The sequence below is a fragment of the Colwellia sp. MB3u-4 genome, from assembly GCF_014077065.1.
Taxonomy (GTDB): domain Bacteria; phylum Pseudomonadota; class Gammaproteobacteria; order Enterobacterales; family Alteromonadaceae; genus Cognaticolwellia.
In genome coordinates this window covers 93520-112588 of the sequence record NZ_JACGVE010000088.1, presented here as the reverse complement: position 1 = coordinate 112588, position 19069 = coordinate 93520, and the positions used below count along the sequence as shown (strand labels likewise).

The 19069-nt window shown below is 37.2% G+C and carries 13 protein-coding genes; 10 read left to right on the top strand and 3 right to left on the bottom strand.

Going from position 1 to position 19069, the window contains the following annotated elements:
* Positions 1 to 48: 48 nt before the first annotated feature.
* The 7 genes from H4J61_RS14715 (at position 49) to H4J61_RS18165 (ending at position 10678) form a co-directional block, all read left to right on the top strand.
* The gene (locus H4J61_RS14715; protein ID WP_182185767.1) at positions 49 to 3078 is read left to right on the top strand and encodes a TonB-dependent receptor; all 3030 of its coding nucleotides are present in this window, start codon (positions 49 to 51) and stop codon (positions 3076 to 3078) included.
* A 236-nt stretch (positions 3079 to 3314) separates the two neighbouring features.
* Complete coding sequence (locus H4J61_RS14710) at positions 3315 to 4871, top strand: tryptophan halogenase family protein (protein ID WP_182185764.1); 1557 nt, start codon at positions 3315 to 3317, stop codon at positions 4869 to 4871.
* 63 nt (positions 4872 to 4934) lie between these two features.
* A complete protein-coding gene (locus H4J61_RS14705; RefSeq protein WP_182185762.1) occupies positions 4935 to 5663 on the top strand; it encodes a SapC family protein in 729 nt (242 codons plus the stop codon).
* A 51-nt stretch (positions 5664 to 5714) separates the two neighbouring features.
* The gene (locus H4J61_RS14700) at positions 5715 to 6731 is read left to right on the top strand and encodes a cupin-like domain-containing protein (RefSeq protein ID WP_182185760.1); all 1017 of its coding nucleotides are present in this window, start codon (positions 5715 to 5717) and stop codon (positions 6729 to 6731) included.
* A 53-nt stretch (positions 6732 to 6784) separates the two neighbouring features.
* Complete coding sequence (locus H4J61_RS14695; RefSeq protein WP_182185757.1) at positions 6785 to 8269, top strand: tryptophan halogenase family protein; 1485 nt, start codon at positions 6785 to 6787, stop codon at positions 8267 to 8269.
* 436 nt (positions 8270 to 8705) lie between these two features.
* The gene (locus H4J61_RS14690) at positions 8706 to 9875 is read left to right on the top strand and encodes a carbohydrate binding domain-containing protein (RefSeq protein ID WP_182185755.1); all 1170 of its coding nucleotides are present in this window, start codon (positions 8706 to 8708) and stop codon (positions 9873 to 9875) included.
* Between the two features lie 542 nt (positions 9876 to 10417).
* Positions 10418 to 10678: a polysaccharide deacetylase family protein gene (locus H4J61_RS18165; RefSeq protein ID WP_182186050.1), complete on the top strand. Its 261-nt coding sequence runs from the start codon at positions 10418 to 10420 to the stop codon at positions 10676 to 10678.
* A gap of 488 nt (positions 10679 to 11166) precedes the next feature.
* On the opposite strand, the gene H4J61_RS14680 is transcribed toward H4J61_RS18165, so the two are convergent.
* The 3 genes from H4J61_RS14680 to H4J61_RS14670 all read right to left on the bottom strand — a co-directional run bounded on the left by H4J61_RS14680 (position 11167) and on the right by H4J61_RS14670 (position 16256).
* Positions 11167 to 12285 (bottom strand): glycoside hydrolase family 16 protein, encoded by a 1119-nt coding sequence (locus H4J61_RS14680; protein ID WP_259363357.1) that lies wholly within the window; start codon positions 12283 to 12285, stop codon positions 11167 to 11169.
* Positions 12286 to 12390: 105 nt separating this feature from the next.
* A complete protein-coding gene (locus H4J61_RS14675; protein ID WP_259363356.1) occupies positions 12391 to 14985 on the bottom strand; it encodes an exo 1,3/1,4-beta-D-glucan glucohydrolase in 2595 nt (864 codons plus the stop codon).
* Between the two features lie 8 nt (positions 14986 to 14993).
* Entirely contained in the window at positions 14994 to 16256 is a 1263-nt protein-coding gene (locus H4J61_RS14670) for a sugar MFS transporter (protein ID WP_182185753.1), read from the bottom strand.
* 306 nt (positions 16257 to 16562) lie between these two features.
* On the opposite strand from H4J61_RS14670, the gene H4J61_RS14665 reads away from it, so the two are divergent.
* The 3 genes from H4J61_RS14665 (at position 16563) to H4J61_RS14655 (ending at position 18991) form a co-directional block, all read left to right on the top strand.
* Positions 16563 to 17561 (top strand): LacI family DNA-binding transcriptional regulator, encoded by a 999-nt coding sequence (locus tag H4J61_RS14665; RefSeq protein ID WP_182185751.1) that lies wholly within the window; start codon positions 16563 to 16565, stop codon positions 17559 to 17561.
* A 360-nt stretch (positions 17562 to 17921) separates the two neighbouring features.
* Complete coding sequence (locus tag H4J61_RS14660; RefSeq protein WP_182185749.1) at positions 17922 to 18341, top strand: VOC family protein; 420 nt, start codon at positions 17922 to 17924, stop codon at positions 18339 to 18341.
* Positions 18342 to 18457: 116 nt separating this feature from the next.
* A complete protein-coding gene (locus H4J61_RS14655; RefSeq protein WP_182185746.1) occupies positions 18458 to 18991 on the top strand; it encodes a YaeQ family protein in 534 nt (177 codons plus the stop codon).
* Positions 18992 to 19069: the final 78 nt, after the last annotated feature.

Sequence of the window (19069 nt, the reverse complement as noted above, 5' to 3'; positions counted from 1 at the left end):
GCTTCCAAAAATATAACCATTATAATATGAAATGCCTAGGGGAGATACATGAAGAAATCTACTTTTAAAAAAACTCAACTTGCTACAAGTTTATCTATAATTTTAGGCGTAACGGCAATAACGCCAGTTTTTGCTGCTGAAGAAGTTACAAAAGATAAAACTGAAGTGATCGAAGTTACGGGGATCCGTAGCAGTATGATCAAATCAATGGATATTAAGCGCTCTGCAAGTGGTATTGTCGATGCGATTAATGCGGAAGATATAGGTAAATTCCCAGACTCTAACTTAGCAGAATCATTACAACGTATTACGGGTGTTTCAATTGACCGTTCTAATGGTGAGGGCAGTAAAGTAAGTGTTCGTGGCTTTAGTGCAGACCGCAACTTAATTTTGTTAAATGGCCGTCAAATGCCTAATACAACAGGTGATCGCTCTTTTGACTTCTCAAACGTTGCAGCGGAAGGCATCAGTGGTGTTGAAGTTTACAAAACATCGATGGCAAAAATGTCTACGGGTGGCATTGGTGCAACACTTAACATTAAAACGAATAAACCACTAAACAACCCTGGCATGCACGCAGTTGTTAGTGTACAAGCTTTAAATGATACCTCAGCACAGACAGGTGGTACGACTCCTGAGTTATCAGGTTTATATTCAAATACCTTTGCCGATGATACTTTTGGAATTTCTCTTTCAGCCAGTTATTCGGAACGTGAAAGTGGTAATCAACAAGCAGGTGTAAGTACTGGTTGGAGAAGTTATGACCCTGATGGTCAAGACATCAACGGCAATAATCGTTTTGGTCCTATAGAAAACGGTCAAAGTGATCAATTTAACCGTGCTGAAAATCCAGACGTTTATTCTGTTCCACAAACCACTTTTTATACTTTTGAAGAAGTACAACGTGAGAGAACTAACGCTCAATTAGTATTGCAGTACAGCCCGATGGAAAACATCACGGCAACATTAGATTATACTTACATCCAAAAAGAACAAGATACACAAGTAGCTAATGTTTCAGCTTGGTATGCCTCTCCTGGAAATGCTGTTGATGTATGGACACCAGGTAATGTTGCCTCACCATTATTACATTCTGAAGTTTATGATGATCCAACAGATTTAGCGATGGGCTCTGGGGATTATGGGATACGTGATAAAACCTCTTCAATAGGTTTTAACCTTGATTGGCAAGTTAACAATAGTTTGAGCTTATCATACGATTATCACGATTCTGATGCTGAAAATACACCAAATAATCAGTATGGCTCTAATAACAACTTAGCGGCACGAGCACTTATTCGTACGGCATCAGCTACTGACTTCACGGGTGTTTTACCTACGCTTGCAGTACGTGGTGGTAATGCGGTAATGGCGTCAGATATGCAAGTAACAGGTAGTTCTTTTAGTAATGAGCAAGATCATTCTCACATTGAGCAACATCAGTTTGATGGTGCTTATATTTTTGAAGAGTCGGGCAGTATTGACTTTGGCATAGCCATGACAACAGCTGAAAATCGTGATCAAAGAAGAACAGTACAACGTAATAACTGGGGTGGTGAAGGTGAACCTGGATCATTTGGAGATGAAAACTTTACACGTAGAACTATTCTAGATCAGTTTGACGAAAGTGGTGGAAATTTTAGTGATTTTGTAGACGTTACTGGCACTGATTGGGCGCCGGATATTTTAAATACTTATTTTGAATTTAACTTTCTTGACGTAAGACAAATTGCTGAAGATACGTTATCCATACAACCAGGTATTATTGGTGATTGTGGCTCATCTTTTTGTCCTTCAACAGATTATGCTCTTGGTGTCGATCAATATACCAAAGAAGAAATGACCGCAGTATACTTCCAGTATAATTATGAGGGTGAGATAGGCGACATGCCATTTGATGTGCATTTAGGTGTGCGTTACGAAGAAACAGAAGTTGCAACCACATCAAATGTTCCTGGTTTTAACGCAACAACTTGGGTTGGTGATACTGAATTACCGTTAACTCTATCCGGTGGCACTGAGTTTCAGACCAAAACGGGTAAATATGATCATGTATTACCAAGCATTAACTTTAATATAGAAGTAACCGACGATATTATACTTCGTGCCGCTTTCAGCGAAACGATAGGTCGCCCAAGTTATGGTCAAATGATTGGCGGCACATCATTAGGTGGCTTAGCTCGAGTAAATAGTCCTGGTGCAGGTAACTCAGGTGATGCAGGTTTATTACCGCTTGAAGCTAAAAATTTCGACCTGTCGGCAGAATGGTATTATGGCGAAGGTAGCTATATTTCATTAGGTTATTTCCAAAAAGATATTACTAACGAAAGTATCCGAACAGAATCAGTTTATACCCAAGATAATCTTACTAACCCTGGTGCTTTAACAAGTCCGTTTGTACAACAGGCTCTTGCAGCCGGTATTGACCCTAACGATCGTCCGGCTCAACGCTTGTGGATTTCTGAAAACATTATTGACCCAGCGGTAAATGTTGTGGGTGGTAATGTAGAAATAAATGGTCGTCCGGTTGATCCATTAGTGCAATTTAATATTGCATCATTTGCTAACTCTACCGAAGAGTCAGGTTTTGACGGTGTTGAATTTGCCGTACAACATTTATTTGGTGATACAGGTTTTGGTACGATTGTTAACTATACCTATGTTAACTCTGATAATTCGTATGATAATGCCTCTATTGGTAGCTCAATTAATGGTAATGGCGTTAACTATGACTCTGATCAAGTCGCTGAAACTGGCATTAGTGACACGGCTAACGTGGTAGGTTTCTACGAGAAGCATGGCTTTTCTATACGTATTGCTTACAACTGGCGTGATGAATACCTAGCATCTCATTTCCAAGGAGATGTAGGGGCTTCGCCAGTTTATGTAGAAAAGTACAGCCAAGTTGATTTAGCGGTAAATTATGATGTGCCACAAGTTGAAGGCTTAACTGTTTTCTTCAACGGTATTAACATTACTGATGAAAAGAGACGTACACGCGGTCGTAGTAGCTATGAAGTATTAAATTACACTCAAACGGGTGCTCGTTTTGCTTTAGGCGCTCGTTATACGTTCTAATAATGACCTTGGTTAATTAGAAATAATAAAGCCGCTAAATTAATAATTTATGCGGCTTTATTATTTACAACAAACAGAAATAAATTTTTCACAAATACTTGGGTGTTATATTAACTATTTTTTAAAACCTGTAGCTGTCTCAATATCATGTAAATAGCATTTGTTAGACCGATTAAGGCACGATATAGTTTAGTAAATCTAACCCAACTTTTAATGAGCAATTTAAGAAAAAATTTATGAATCAACCATTAAAAAAAATAGTAATTGTTGGTGGCGGCTCTGCGGGCTGGCTAACAGCAGGTATTATCGCTGCAGAACATGCTACCAACCAAGATTCAGGGGTAGAAATTACACTGGTTGAATCAGCAGATGTTGCACCTATAGGTGTTGGTGAAGGTACTTGGCCATCAATGCGTAGTACATTGCAAAAAATGGGCATTTCTGAAACTGAATTTTTACTAGAATGTGATGCAAGCTTTAAACAAGGTTCGAAATTTACGAACTGGATGAACAATACTAATGAGCACTATTACCACCCTTTCACCTTGCCAAATGGTTTTAATGAGATAAATCTTTCATCATATTGGCAACCCTTCAGTGATAAAATTAGTTTTGCCGATGCCGTTTCTGAGCAAAGTCATTTAGGTGCTCACGGTTTAGCGCCAAAACAAATAACGACCCCTGAATATTCATTTGTAGCCAATTATGGTTACCATTTAGATGCAGGTAAATTTGGTCAGTTTTTACAAAAACATTGCACAGTTAAATTAGGTGTAAAACACGTTATTGACCATGTCACTAAAATAAATTCATCTGCAACAGGTGATATAGCGTCAATTACCACAAAAAAGCAAGGTGATATATTCGGCGATTTGTTTATTGACTGCACTGGGACATCATCATTATTATTAGCTCAACATTATAAAATTCCCTTTATTAGTAAAAAAAATATTTTATTTAATGATTCTGCAATGGCCGTACATGTGCCTTACGAGAATAGTGATAGTCCTATTGCATCATTTACTTCATCTACAGCCCAAACCGCAGGTTGGGTTTGGGATATAGGACTACCAACACGACGAGGTGTTGGCTATACATATTCCAGTGCACATATATCACATGATCTAGCAGAACAAGAATTACGTAATTACTTAGTCCCTTCAATGGGAAAAGATGCTGCTCATTCAGTAATGATACGAAAAATACCTTTGAATCCTGGACACAGAGAAAAATTTTGGCATAAAAACTGTGTTGCAATTGGTTTGGCTGCAGGTTTCATTGAACCCTTAGAAGCCTCTGCTTTAGCATTAGTTGAACTATCAGCAAAAATGATCAGTGAACAGTTGCCTGCGAATCGCCAGACCATGGATATTATCGCCAAACGTTTTAATGACAAATTTTTGCATCGTTGGGAAAACGTAGTTGATTTTTTAAAGTTACATTATGTCTTAAGTCAGCGAACTGATTCAGCTTATTGGCTAGATAATAAAAATGAAAAAAGTATACCTAAAAGTTTACAAGAACTTATAAGCCTATGGCGTTATCAACCACCCTATCATTATGATGCAACGCACACTGAAGAAATGTTTCCGCCTGCTAGTTTTCAATATATTTTATATGGTATGAACTTCGTCACTGAGCCATTAGCACACAAAAAAAGGGTGAGTCATGCTGAAAAAGCAGATAAATTATTTAATGATAATATAAAAAAAACACATAAAATTTTATCTATTTTACCAACAAACCGTGAAATCATTAACAAAATTAAAAAGTATGGTTTACCCAAAATTTAGCGTTACAAAAATACGGTAACTCTCTTTAACTGAAATAAATGTAAACAATGTGTGGAATTAAAAATGACAAATTCTGTTTTACTAAACAACATCGATCACCAAAACTTAAAAATAATCACTGAACGATCAGCCACCTATGGTGACAACCTATGGTATGCACAAACTTTTCCGATGGAATTTAAAAGTGTACAAGCCTATTACCCCATTTTTTTTAATAAGAATCCAGATACAGGTAAATTCTTTCCACTTGCTTTGTTTGGTTTTGAAAATAAAGAGAACTTATTCCTCTCTGACAATAAGTGGACTGCGGATTATATTCCAGCAATGGTTGCTAGACAGCCGTTTTTAATCGGTATACAAGCACTAAATGAAGGAGGCATTGAAAAGCAACAGAGAATGTTGAATATTGATCTTGATAATCCCCGTGTTAATCAAGAACAAGGTGAATCTATCTTTTTAGAACATGGTGGCAATAGTCCTTATTTAGATAAAGTTGCAGATCTACTTGAAGCCATTCACCATGGGCTAAACGATAGTAATGATTTTATCGATGCTTTAAATGAACATCAATTATTAGAATCAGTAACTTTAGATATCACTCTTAATGATCACTCAAAAAACCAAATGCTTGGTTTTTATACTATTAACGAAGAAAAACTAGCTGGATTAAGTAGTGATGTTTTAACGTTACTGCATAAAAAAGGATATTTACAAGCAATCTATATGACCATTGCATCACAAGCGAATGTTAGAAAATTAATCAGTAAGAAAAATGAAAGACTTAGTCTTTAATCTGTTTAGTATCACCCTTTTTCATTATAAATTTAAACTTGGTATCTGCAAATGTTGGCAATAACAAATAAAGTTAAAGAGATAAGCAATTGTCAACCAGGTGATATACCTGAATTTGTTTTATCATCAACACAACCACTTATTTTGAGGGGTTTTGGTGATAAATGGCCCATGGTGATTGAAAGTAAAAAGTCGCCTGAACATTCGGCGAATTATTTGCGTAAATTATATAATAATAAGCCTGTATTTAGTGCTTACGGCGAACCAGAAACTCAAGGACGTGTTTTTTACAATGATGATATGAGTGGTTTTAACTTTAAAAACATTCGTGCTGATCTGAATATAGTCTTAGATAAATTATTAGCACACGCTGCAGATAATAAACCACCTACAATCTATGTTGCCTCAACAGAAATTAATGCTTGGCTTCCTAGTTATAATGATGAAAATAATGCTTCAATTGACCATCTAAAACCATTCACCAGTATTTGGATTGGTAATCAAAGTAAAATAGCCGCACATTATGATTTCCCAAATAACCTCGCATGTTGTGTTGCAGGTAAAAGAAGATTTACTTTATTCCCACCAGAGCAGATAGCTAACCTGTATGTTGGCCCAATAGAAATGTCACCAGGTGGTCGTGAAATTAGTTTAATTGATTTTGAACAACCTGATTTTAAAAAATTCCCTAAATTTAAACAAGCATTAGAAGCCGCTCAAGTTGCAGAGTTGGAAGCTGGCGATGCCTTATTTCTTCCGGCTATGTGGTGGCATCATGTCAAAGCATTAAGTGCCTTTAATGTACTGGTAACTCATTGGTGGCGAGACAGTCCTGCGTTTATGGGACAACCAGAAAATGCATTGAAATTAGCGATATTAAGTTTGAGAAATCTTCCTCCAGCACAAAGACAGGCATGGAAAGCTATTTTTGATTATTATATTTTTGATTATCAAGAAAACGATTTAGATCATATTCCTGATTTTGTTAAGGGAATGTTATCTCAACCGTTAGACGTAAATTCAGCAAAAAAAATCAGGGCTGACTTACTTAATAAACTGAAAATATAAACTGAATATATCTTTTTAAAACTAATAATTATATTTGTAAGGATAATTTAAATATGAACAACAAAGCCATAAAAAAAGTTGTTATTGCCGGCGGTGGTACTGCGGGCTGGATGACAGCAGCGGCATTATCAAAGCTGTTTGGTAAAAATTTAGACCTTGTCCTTGTTGAATCTGATGACATCCCTACTGTTGGAGTTGGTGAGGCGACGATACCTACTTTGCATATTTTTCACCGATTATTAGGCATTAATGAACAAGAGTTTATGGCCGCGACGAATGCTACTTTCAAGTTGGGTATTTCATTTGAAAATTGGCGTGATGTTAATAAAGACTATATTCACTCCTTTGGATTTTTAGGTCAAAATTGCTGGGCAGCTGATTTTCAACATTTTTGGTTAAAGGGAAAACAGCGAGGTATAGTTTCAGACATAGGTGATTACGTGCCTGAACACTTAGGCGCTAGAGCAGGAAAGTTTGCCGTAGACGCAGATCAAGCCTCTAACTATGCCTATCACCTTGATGCTGGTTTATATGCTGTGTTTCTACAAAAAATAGCAGAAAAGCATGGTTTAAAGCGAATTGAAGGCCGTATTAATAATGTTGTTCTAGATAAAGATAATGGCTTTATTAGTTCTCTTGAATTAACCAACGGTAAAGTAGTTGAAGGTGACCTATTTATTGATTGTACTGGTTCTAGAGCTTTGTTAATTGAGCAAGCACTACATACCGGGTATGAGGATTGGTCACACATATTACCTTGTGATAGCGCTATAGCGGTACAAACTAAAACTGTTACTAAACCGGTGCCTTATACACGTTCTATTGCGAGGGATGCTGGTTGGCAGTGGAAAATTCCCTTGCAAAATCGAACAGGCAATGGATTTGTTTTTTGTAGTAAATACATGTCCAACGAAGAAGCTACACAAACTTTATTAAATAATATTGAAGGTGAACTGCTAAATGAACCTCGCGTTATTAAATATAAAACAGGTACTCGTCGTAAACATTGGAATAAAAACTGTGTAGCCATAGGTTTATCTTCCGGTTTTATTGAACCGCTAGAATCTACTGGTATTCATTTATTTCAAAAAGCGATTATACGCTTAATGCAGATGTTTCCATCACAAGGGATTAAACAATCTGATGTTGATGAGTTTAATACACAAACTAAAACCGAAGTTGACAGCATTAAAGACTTTATTATTTTACATTATAATTTAACCGATCGTAAAGACACCCCTTTTTGGCGGTACTGCAGCAATATGGATATCCCTGAAACGTTAAAACACCGTATGTTGTTATTTAAAGAAAGCGCCAATGTATTTAAAAAAGAAGAAGAGCTTTTTGGAGAAACATCTTGGGTACAAGTAATGATGGGACAGGGTCTAATGCCTGAACATTATCACCCTATTGTTGATTTAATGGATGACAATGAATTACAAAGATTTTTAGATAATATTAAGCTAACGGTTAAGCGTAAAGTTGATAATTGGCCTAATCATTTAGATTTTATTGAGCAATATTGTAAAGCAAAATAGCCTGCGGTATCTTAAATTTGCAATTAATAATTATGTAGAAGAAATATAATATTCATACCAGATCGAATTAAATTACTGCTAATGAACGGACAGATTCAATAGCCGGTTGAGTTTATTACTTTATATATTGTTACCCTTAAAAATTTACAGTCACTATATTGTTGTAAATTTAAAAAAGTGTAAAAAAACCTTTGTTATAAGCATTACTGGTGGTATAACTGGAAGCGTTTACAGAATAAGAACGTGTGTTAAAAAATAAATCAGCAGCATCTATAAAAAAAATTGGTAGCGCTTCCAGCAGGACTGATGGCGATACCCATATAAATGAACTCGCTGCATTAGACGTTGTAATTGGACTAACAACATATTGTTTTTTCCTCTTTTAAGCCGTTTGAGTGTGCAGTTCTAATAATATAATATCTAGGGGAACAACTACATGATGAAAATTAAACATTTAAATATTAAGCTATCAACTTTGGCTTTAGCTATTGCACTTACTGGCTGTGGTGCTGATTTGGAGCCAGTAGATGGTGACTCTATTGGACCAAGATTTGCGGCTCCAGAGTTTACTAGTGCCGCTGCTGGAACAGCTGCTGGAGTAGGGGAAGAATATAGTCATACCTTTACAGCAACCGATGCTGATGGTGATGCCTTAACTTTCTCAGCAATTCTCCCAGATGGTTCTTGGTTAAACTTTGATGCCAGTACCGGTGTTTTATCAGGCACTCCGGCTTCAGGTGATAAGGGTCTTAGTTCTGTAACCGTAAACGTAACAGATGGTATGTTTACTACGTCTGAGAATGTCATTATTTCAGCAGGGAGTGGTGGTAAGCCAGATACAGCAGGTAACTTATTAACAAATAGTACCTTTGATGCTGGACTTACCGACTGGTCGGACGCTCCCGGTGTGTATGTATATGAAAATCTTGTTCCAGAGCCTACGACCAATGTATATGATACGGGAATCAGCCATCCATTAACTTTAGTTACAGGTGAAGTTTATACTCTAAGTTATGATGCTAAAGCCTCTGCAGCTCGTCCTATGACTGCTGGTTTTGGTTTATTTCATGACCCATGGACCAATAACACACATACAGTTGAGTTAACAACTGAATGGGAGACATATACATTTATGGAAGCAGCTTCTGCAGGTGATGACAATAGTCGTACTATATTCGATATGGGTGGTGCAATTGCAGGAGACATTTCATTACGTAACATCTCACTTGTCAACTCTGCTGGCACTGATATATTTGCTACAACTGATCCCGTAGGAAGCTATTACGAAGCCTATGTAGCAACTGCTGGTGACGCATATGCTGTCAATTTAAGCCAAATTATGACTATCATTCCTGATGCAATTTATGTGGTAGAATTTAAAGCAAAAGCTTCTGTCGCTCGAGATATTATTGTTGGTGTTGGTTTAAACCATGCCCCGTGGAATAATACTACAGAATCTGTTGCTATAACGACTGAATGGGTGACATATTTTGTTGTTGTTCCTGCTACAGGTTTTGGTGATGACAATAGCCGTGTATTATTTGATATGGGTGCTCAAGTCGGTGATGTTTCTCTAGACGAAATAACTGTAGGCATTGCTCAGTAATTCATTGGAATCATTTAGCTGGAGAGTAGCGGTTAACTCAAGCTTTATATAATGATACATTACTTCAATATTGATGATATCTCTTTAGATATCATCAATATCTTTATTAATATACTTCAATTAAATTAACTAAAAAAGCTAAAAAATATTTACGCATCAAGCCTTGATACCATACCTTCAGTTAAGACAAACACACCTATAATCTTTATAACTACCTAATACATTTTAAGTAAGCACCAGCCAATGGTCATATAAGGAATAATTTCATGACTAAGAATCTGAAAAACATACTTTTGTATAAATAATTAATACCAACTTAAGCAAATCATCTAACCACGATAGACATCGGAGTGAGAGTAGCTATATGCGCAGATTTATGAAAATATTGGTGGATTTCTTGACCCTAGAGAGAATTCATTCGCCGAACTTCAAGGTTGTGTATCCATTTGATATATAGCTTCATATTCAATATTTAAAACAATATTATAAATAGAAGATTAAACAGCTGTAAGTCTTGACTATGATGATGCCTTAAACAGTCAATTTATCCTTCTTTACCCGCCCTTAATAAGCTCAACCTTAAGGCCACTTTCTATTTAATACTTAATTCATCTACCGTGGAAGATCATATAACGGATCGGCGAAAAACTGCTCAACAGAGCCATAAATTAGCCAGTCATTCTATTAATCATACTTGTCGAGGATCATTGCCCAATAGAGCATGGGTGCCAGAATATAATGATTTAGATAAAAAGTACTTTGCTGAAATTATTAAGAAGTGCCCACAGCCAACTCATTTTTAAAAGCAGTGGACGGTGAACCATACGAAGCTTTACTGTACCTTGTGTTGTTCAAATCGGTAGAGCATTAAAACTACGTAGACGCTCTTCTTGTCACTTTGGTTGCTATTAAATCCCATGTAAGAAAACTTCCAAAAAATCACCATTCAATAAATATTATGAATCTGCCAGTTTGGTCGCCGTTAGGAAAATCATGCGCTGAACTAATCGCTTATCTACAAACAGTGGCTCTTCAGGTGCCCTATCGCTAATTTTACTTTTGATGGCGTTGATGGCGTTGATGGCGATCATATTTTGGTATCAAAAGATGCTCGTCAAGGATTATTAGATTACCAAGTTAATAATGAAGCTACTTATTGGCTAGATACTTATCGTAATGTTAATTTATACGTAAAAAAATGCTAACTAATACTTTTTAAAGTCTTAGTTAGCATTTAACTGTTCTATATATCCCTTATCAATCAATAAGCATTTTCAGGGTACTTAAACAATTACAGCGCCGGTGCTTGCTTACCATCAACTAAAGCGGCGTCATCACCGATTGTTGCGCAGCCAGCACCTGTGAGAGGTGACACTGAGCATTCATACACTCGGACATAATCTATTTCTAATGATTGTGGAAATACACTGTCATTAATGCCTTTGTCGTTAACCGAAGCGGACCAATTCCCGCCAACAGCAAAATTTAATAATAAATGAAATTTTTGATCAAAAGGTGCACCACCCGCACCGTTTACCAATAAACCCTCATCATTCATATATTGGCTATACCAGCCGGTATCACGCTGGGTAGCAAAATGAATATCATCAACATACCAACGAATTTCCCCTGCTTGCCATTCAACAGCGTATTCGTGGAAACCATCTGCGGGGTTTACACCATCAGGTAAGTTAAATCCTTTACCCGAATAAACATTCTCAGGCCAGGCACGGCCATAATGAAGCGTGCCATGCACACGTGATTCTTCTTCTCCTGAGCTCGCACCCGCTTCATCTGATTGTGTTTTTAAGTTCACCGCTTCCATAATATCAATTTCACCCGAGCCAGCCCATCCACCATAAGCCCAGTCAGTAGGCAGCATCCAAATGGCTGGCCAAGTGCCTTGTCCTTGCGGTAATTTAGCGCTAATTTCAAAGCGCCCAAAAGTCCAGTCACCTTTGTTTTTGCTGCGTAAACGTGCTGATGTATAAGGTAGAGTGCGGGTATTCATAGCGTTGTAATTAGTATCATCGTCATGTGCCGCAGGACCGGTAAAATTTTCTTTTAATGCCACTATTTTCAAAATACCTTGTTCAATAAAAGCATTATCTTCTCGGTCGGTATAACATTGTTGTTCATCATTACCCCCACCAAAACAATTGACCTCAAAACTCCATTTGTTTAAATCAATATTGTTATCATTAAATTCATCCTGCCAAATTAACTGCCATTGATTATTCACTACAGAAGCAGTTGTTGGGTCTTTACTCTCTTCACTCGCATGATCAGAAGATATATCTGTAGCTGGCGTAGTTGATATATTAGTCGTGTTCGTGTTGTTACCCGATCCACCACCACATCCGAGTAAAGTCATTGAACAGGCTATGAGTAATAATGTTAAATGCTGCATAGAAAAGTCCTTGTTATATATATGTTTTTATTAATAAATTGCAATCAGTAGTTACCGCCGTAATTCTAGTAATACGGCGGTTTAATTTAACGCGTCAATAATAGTTTAATCACAGCTCATTGTTGCTTTATCAATACCTTGTGGCGTTAAGTTTATATCAGCGAAGCTTAATGAAACTTTGCCTTGAGTAGACAAGTTAAAAGGCGACATAATTTTGGAGAAATCTGTACCTGCTTCTTTAAAGCAAGCTAAGTCGATCGTCACGTTATGCCATTCATTTAAACTCTGGTTAATTAACAATGAGGTAATATCAAGAGAGCCTTTGCAATCCCCTTCACAACTCATAGCTAAATTAATCGGTGCTACTGGTGTAGTTTCTAAACGTACGCTAAAACTTAATACCGAGTCAGCCTCGATATATGCCCGCAAATCTTCCGGAAAGTTACTAAAGATATTAACACTTGCTAGTTCACTGCCATCAAAGGTTATTGTTCTAGCATCTTCTTGTACCACTTTGTCCATAGTTCTTAAGGTAATAGCCCCTAATGACTGCGTATTTGAAATAACAGGAGATGACTGTTCACCTGATTGCAACGCAACACTCCATGGCTGCTTAACCGCTAAGTCAAATATTTTAAAAGTGGCTAACTCATCAGAAGATATTTTAGAGACTTCACTTAACTGATCAGACAATAGGGTCATTTTTTTATTATCTTGCTGCTGATAGGTTAAACCAAAACCATAAGGTAATAGGGGGTGATAGTTTTCATCAAATCTATTAACAGAGGTTTGATCCGCACTAGCAGGCCATGAATATGAAAGCTTACCCTTAAAGTCATAACGTAAACTGCTATCCGCTTTACTAAATAAAACGTCAGCGACACCATTGCCTTCTGAACCCGGCAACCAAGCAGCAACAAAAGCATTTGACGCATTAAGTTCCGCATTTACCCACATTGGTCGTCCGCTAATAAAAACAGAAACAACAGGTATCCCTTGTGCTTTTAAACGTTTGAGTAAAGCTAAATCGGTTTTATTACCGCGTTGATACTCAAGGTTATCTAAGTCGCCATTACCCTCGGCATAAGGTTCCTCACCAAAAACAACAATAGCAACATCTGGCTTTTCAGTGAACTCACCTGTAGGGCTTAATTGCACTTTACCGCCAGCCGCATTAACAACTTGCTCTATACCGTCATAAATCGAAGACCCACCCGGAAAATCAGCGTTAGTGTTACCTGTACCTTGCCAAGTAATACTCCATCCTCCTGACTGCTTACCAATATTGTCAGCGCCATCTCCTGCAACTAATACATTTGCACTCGGCGTTAAGGGTAATAAATTAGCTTTATTTTTAAGCAAAACTAAAGATTCACGTACGGCTTGACGAGCAACTAAACGATGCTCTGCTGAGCCAATTAAGTCAGTTTTACCTGATAATGGACGATTTTTTGGACTGGGTTTAGTGAATAAACCTGCACGAATTTTTACTCTTAAAATACGGCTCACCGCATCATCTATTCTTGATAAGCTAATTTCACCCTTGTTAACTTGTTTAATGGTATTTTCATACAAAGGTTTCCAAGCAGCTGTTGGCACCATATAGATGTCTAAGCCCGCATTGACTGCTTGTGGACAGCTTTCATTAGTACAGCCTTTTACTTGGCCATGACCATTCCAGTCACCAACAACAAAGCCGTCAAAGCCCATACGATCTTTTAAAACATCGGTCATTAAATACTTGTTGCCGTGCGTTTTAGCGCCATGCCAGCTATTGAATGATGCCATGACCGATTGCGCGCCAGCCGTTAAGCCACCAACATAACCTTGGGCATGATGTTTAAAAAGATCTCTTTCACTATCTAAGTTATCCCCTTGGTCATCACCACCTTTTGTGCCACCGTCACCAATAAAGTGCTTAACTGTACTGATAACGCGAGTGTCGCCTAAAAAGTCATCGCCGACAGCACCTTGCAGCCCTTTTACAATAGCGGCGGAATATAAGCCAACTATTTCAGGGTCTTCAGAGTAACCTTCATAGGTTCTGCCCCAACGATCATCTCTAACAACAGCAACCGTAGGAGCAAACACCCAATCAATACCGGTTACCATCACTTCTTTAGCCGTGATACTGGCGATACTTTCCATAAGTTCAGCATTATTTGCCGCGCCTAAGCCAATGTTATGAGGGAATAATGTTGCGCCAATCACATTGTTATGACCATGTACTGCATCAGTACCCCACATAGTTGGAATATTTGTCCCATCTACTGAGTCATCGATTGATGCTTGATAGAGAGATTCAGCCAATTTTATCCAATCAGCAGGTGTTGCGTGCTTATTATTATCAGGAAAAGCACCACCACCATTTAAATATGAGCCAAAACCATATTTACGCATATCTTCAACCGTAATGTCTCGGATTTCAGGTTGGATCATCTGGGCAACTTTTTGCTCTAACGTCATAGTCGCTAAAATTTTCGCGACTTTAGTTTCAACGTTACTGTCTTTTTTAACTTCAATATCAAGTACCGGCCAAATGGCTATATTGTTTTCGCCATAAGGGGCAACATCAACCTGAGCTATATCCGAGTTAGCGTTAGAGTTAGCGTTATCAGTACAAGCAAAAAGTGACATGGCAACAGCAATCCCCATAAAGGGTTTAGCAACGCTTTTAAGTGAATTTATTTGAATAGACATAACAATATTTATACCTTTACTGATACAGGTTTACTACCTGACAAGCCATAATAAGCAATGAATGCATAGCAAATAATGGGTAAGAAAAATGAGTTTTGTAGGCCAATACTGTCGGCTAAAACACCTTGAATCAGTGGTAAAATAGCACCACCAACAATCGCCAAACATAAAATACCTGAGCCTTGGCTGGTATGCTGGCCTAGGCCATTAATGGCCAAACTAAAGATGGTAGGGAACATAATTGAATTACATAAACCTACTAACAGAATGGCCAACATCGCTATTTGACCAGATGCAAAGATAGTAATAATAATAAATACTACTGCCATAAAAGCGTTGAAGGCTAATACTTTTCCTGCGGCTAATTTTTGCATAACCGCGGCACCAATAAATCGTCCCACCATCGCACCACCCCAATAATAGGCAATATATTTTGCTGCTTGGGATTCTTCTAAACCAGCAATGTTCGGATCATTAAAAAAGCTGACTAAAAAGCTGCCAATAGAAACCTCAGCCCCCACATAAACAAAAATACCAATGGCACCTAAAACTAAATGACGATATTCCCAAGCGCTACCTGCTATCGGTTTTTCAGCCACTGACTCTTCAATATGCTCAATGACAGGTAATTTTATATAAGAAAAAATAGCCGCCAGTATTAATAATAAACCGGCGAGTAAAACATAAGGTAATTGCACTGATTCTGCTTGTTGAGCGACCGACATTGATTCTGCTACTTGATCTAAGATCAAATAAGCACCAAAAAATGGCGCGACCGTGGTGCCAAGTGAATTAAATGCCTGTGTCATCGTCAGACGTGAAGAGGCTGTTTCAGGATTGCCTAAAATACTGACATAAGGATTAGCTGACACTTGTAATATCGTAATACCACTGGCTAATATAAATAGTGCCATTAAAAATACCGGGTAGCTGTGCATGGCTGCTGCTGGGTAAAAAGCAAAACAACCAATGGCAGCAACAATCAATCCAAGCACAATGCCTTTTTGAAAACCTACTTTTTTAACTATTTTTCCTGCAGGAATAGAAACGAGAAAGTACGCACTAAAAAAACAAAACTGTACTAGCATTGCTTGGCTATAAGATAAATCGAAAATAGCTTTCAAATGAGGAATTAAAATATCATTTAAGCAGGTAATGAATCCCCACATAAAAAAGAGTGATGTTAATGATGTAAGTGCAAAAGTATAATTTTGGTTTTCAGTGTTTGATGAAAACCTATTCACATTTGATTGAACCGGTGTACTAGCCATATAATTCCCCTAATAATTATGAACAACAGGTCATTGCTGCTGTTGTTATTTTTATAATTTTCCACTTTAATACACTCAGGCAGTCCTTAAGTAAGTATTTTTAAAATAAACTGGAAGCGCTTCCATATTGAATGTCATTAAGATAAAAAGCAACTATTATTTACAGTCATAGGAAGCGCTTCTAAAATAGAAATTATTTGTGTATCTTATAACAGTTATAACTATAGGTTCAGTATTGGGTTTAGCTAAGACCTTTTATGTTTAAGTCCTCAAAAGCAGCATTAATAAAAAAGATGAAGGAATAAAATGGCGACTATATACGAAGTTTCCGCATTAGCGGGAGTCTCATTATCATCTGTATCTCGCGTACTGAATGATCATGAACATGTCAGTAAAAAAACTAAAGAAAAAGTCGTGGCAGCCATGAACGAGTTAAACTATCGCCCAAATACCATTGCCCGATCATTAGCTTCTAATCGTTCAAACAGTGTTGGTGTACTAGTTTCTGAGTTACATGGTCCCTTTTTTGGTGCCATGTTGAGCAGCATTGAATTAGAGCTCAGAAATGCAGGTAAACATGCGGTTATTACTGCAGGTCATAGTGATGAAAAAAGTGAAATAAATGGCTTAGACTTTTTAATTGATCGAAAATGTGACGCACTTATTTTACTGGTTGACGCCATTTCAGATGACTATTTAATTAAATTAAGCAAAGGTAATACCCCTTTTGTTATTTTAAACCGCAATATCTCAGAAATTAGTGACCATTGCTTTTATTTAGATAACGAACTAGGGGGTTATTTAGCTGCAAAATATCTAATTGAACAAGGACATAAGGAAATTGCTTATATTTCTGGGCCTTTAACAAAACAAGATTCTACTGAACGCTTAGCTGGCCATAAAAAAGCGTTAGCTGAAGCCAATATCCCCTTTAAAGAAAGTTTACTCTATGAAGGTGATTATTTAACAAAAAGCGGTCGAGATGGTATCAATTTCTTCATCAAGCATAAAACCACATTTACGGCTGTTGCTTGTTCAAATGATGAAATGGCATCTGGAGCCATGCGAGGAGCCAGGGATCATAAATTGTTAATCCCTGAACAATGTTCATTTATTGGTTTTGATAATGCTTTTTTCACTGAATATCTCTACCCTCAATTAACCACTATTAATTTTCCAATTAACGATATGGCGAAAATGTCTACTCAATGGATCCTGAAAAATGTCTATAAGCAAAAAGAGTTAGACATCACCAACATGTTTATTCCTGAACTTATTGAACGACAATCAGTACAGCAAAATTAACATTAGATGTCATCATCCATGAGCCTAACTGATGCGATTTAAATTGATGCGATTATTGAGCTAATTAAGCTTTCAGCATCAAGAATTCTCTTCAGTAAAAGATACCAAGAGGTAAAACACGACGGTAAATAAACGCTAGTATAAGTATGGTGCTTAAACTTTAACTCAATAATTTTTACCTGTTAGCAAAGCAAAAAACCAATACTTTCATTAGGGGAAGTGGAAACTGAGCGATATGTTTTTACCATAAATAACTTAAAAACCTCCCCCAAATAATATTATCAAAGACTAATAATGATAAGGTTATCAATTTTATCATTAAATATTTTTATCATTAAATAGAAAATGGATGAGTAAACTATGAAATTTTTACATACTATGATTCGTATTACGGACTTAGATAAGTCACTAGATTTTTTTATTAAGCATTTAGGCTTAATAGAAACCCGCCGTTTTGACGTTCCTGCAGGTAAATTCAGCTTAATATTTTTAGCAACAGAGCCCGGTGCCGCTGAAATAGAACTTACCCACAACTGGCATTCAGCAGAAGAATATACTGTGGGTAGAAACTTTGGCCATTTAGCCTTTGAGGTTGACGATATCTATGCCTTATGTGAAAAGCTAATGGCCGCAGGCATTACTATTAACCGACCACCACGCTGTGGCCACATGGCATTTGTTAAATCACCTGATAATATTTCAATCGAATTATTGCAAAAAGGTGAGCGATTAGCGCCACAAGAACCTTGGTTAAGTATGGAAAATTCAGGTAGCTGGTAAAATAGCACATACCAGCTGAATATTAATTAATTCACTTGTTATAAGTTGCTATCACAAGGACTTAATACGCGTTAATATACTGAATTAATTAATCAAAAATAATACTCAGAATCTTCATGGCCTTAAAAGCAACCATCAAAAAAGCGACGATCCATCTCTCTGATATGGATCGTCACTATTATGACACCATACAATTAACCATAGCACAGCACCCTTCTGAGAATGACCGTCGTATGATGATCAGACTCATTGCCTATGTCCTCAATGCCAGTGAAAACCTACAATTTGGTAAAGGTGTTAGTGATGAGGACGAAGCAGCCATTTGGCGAGTTAATTACAGTGATGTCATTGAACTATGGATTGAACTAGGCCAACTCGATGAAAAAAGACTGAAAAAAGCCTGTAATCGCGCTCAACAAGTGAAGCTTTATTGTTATGGCAGCAGCGTAGACACCTGGTGGCAACAATCTAAAAGTAAACTAAATCAACTCAATAAACTATCGGTAGAAAGCTTTAGTGAAGAAACATCACAAGCTTTGGAGCTACTCGCCAATCGCTCGATGGAGTTTCAAGTGAGTATACAAGATGGCCAGTGCTGGCTTACCTGTGGTGAACAGTCACTATTAATTGAACTCAATAAACTTAAATGACCTTAAATGACCTTAAATAACCTTAGCCTAATATGCGCTAATTGAATAACAACACTTAGCGTTAGCACTTGATTATTT

Coding starts and splice junctions, on each gene's coding strand:
- H4J61_RS14690 (WP_182185755.1), top strand. CDS start 8,706: ATGATGAAAATTAAACATTTAAATATTAAGCTATCAACTTTGGCTTTA.
- H4J61_RS14710 (WP_182185764.1), top strand. CDS start 3,315: ATGAATCAACCATTAAAAAAAATAGTAATTGTTGGTGGCGGCTCTGCG.
- H4J61_RS14660 (WP_182185749.1), top strand. CDS start 17,922: ATGAAATTTTTACATACTATGATTCGTATTACGGACTTAGATAAGTCA.
- H4J61_RS14695 (WP_182185757.1), top strand. CDS start 6,785: ATGAACAACAAAGCCATAAAAAAAGTTGTTATTGCCGGCGGTGGTACT.
- H4J61_RS14665 (WP_182185751.1), top strand. CDS start 16,563: ATGGCGACTATATACGAAGTTTCCGCATTAGCGGGAGTCTCATTATCA.
- H4J61_RS14680 (WP_259363357.1), bottom strand. CDS start 12,285: ATGCAGCATTTAACATTATTACTCATAGCCTGTTCAATGACTTTACTC.
- H4J61_RS14705 (WP_182185762.1), top strand. CDS start 4,935: ATGACAAATTCTGTTTTACTAAACAACATCGATCACCAAAACTTAAAA.
- H4J61_RS14655 (WP_182185746.1), top strand. CDS start 18,458: ATGGCCTTAAAAGCAACCATCAAAAAAGCGACGATCCATCTCTCTGAT.
- H4J61_RS14715 (WP_182185767.1), top strand. CDS start 49: ATGAAGAAATCTACTTTTAAAAAAACTCAACTTGCTACAAGTTTATCT.
- H4J61_RS14670 (WP_182185753.1), bottom strand. CDS start 16,256: ATGGCTAGTACACCGGTTCAATCAAATGTGAATAGGTTTTCATCAAAC.
- H4J61_RS14700 (WP_182185760.1), top strand. CDS start 5,715: ATGTTGGCAATAACAAATAAAGTTAAAGAGATAAGCAATTGTCAACCA.
- H4J61_RS14675 (WP_259363356.1), bottom strand. CDS start 14,985: ATGTCTATTCAAATAAATTCACTTAAAAGCGTTGCTAAACCCTTTATG.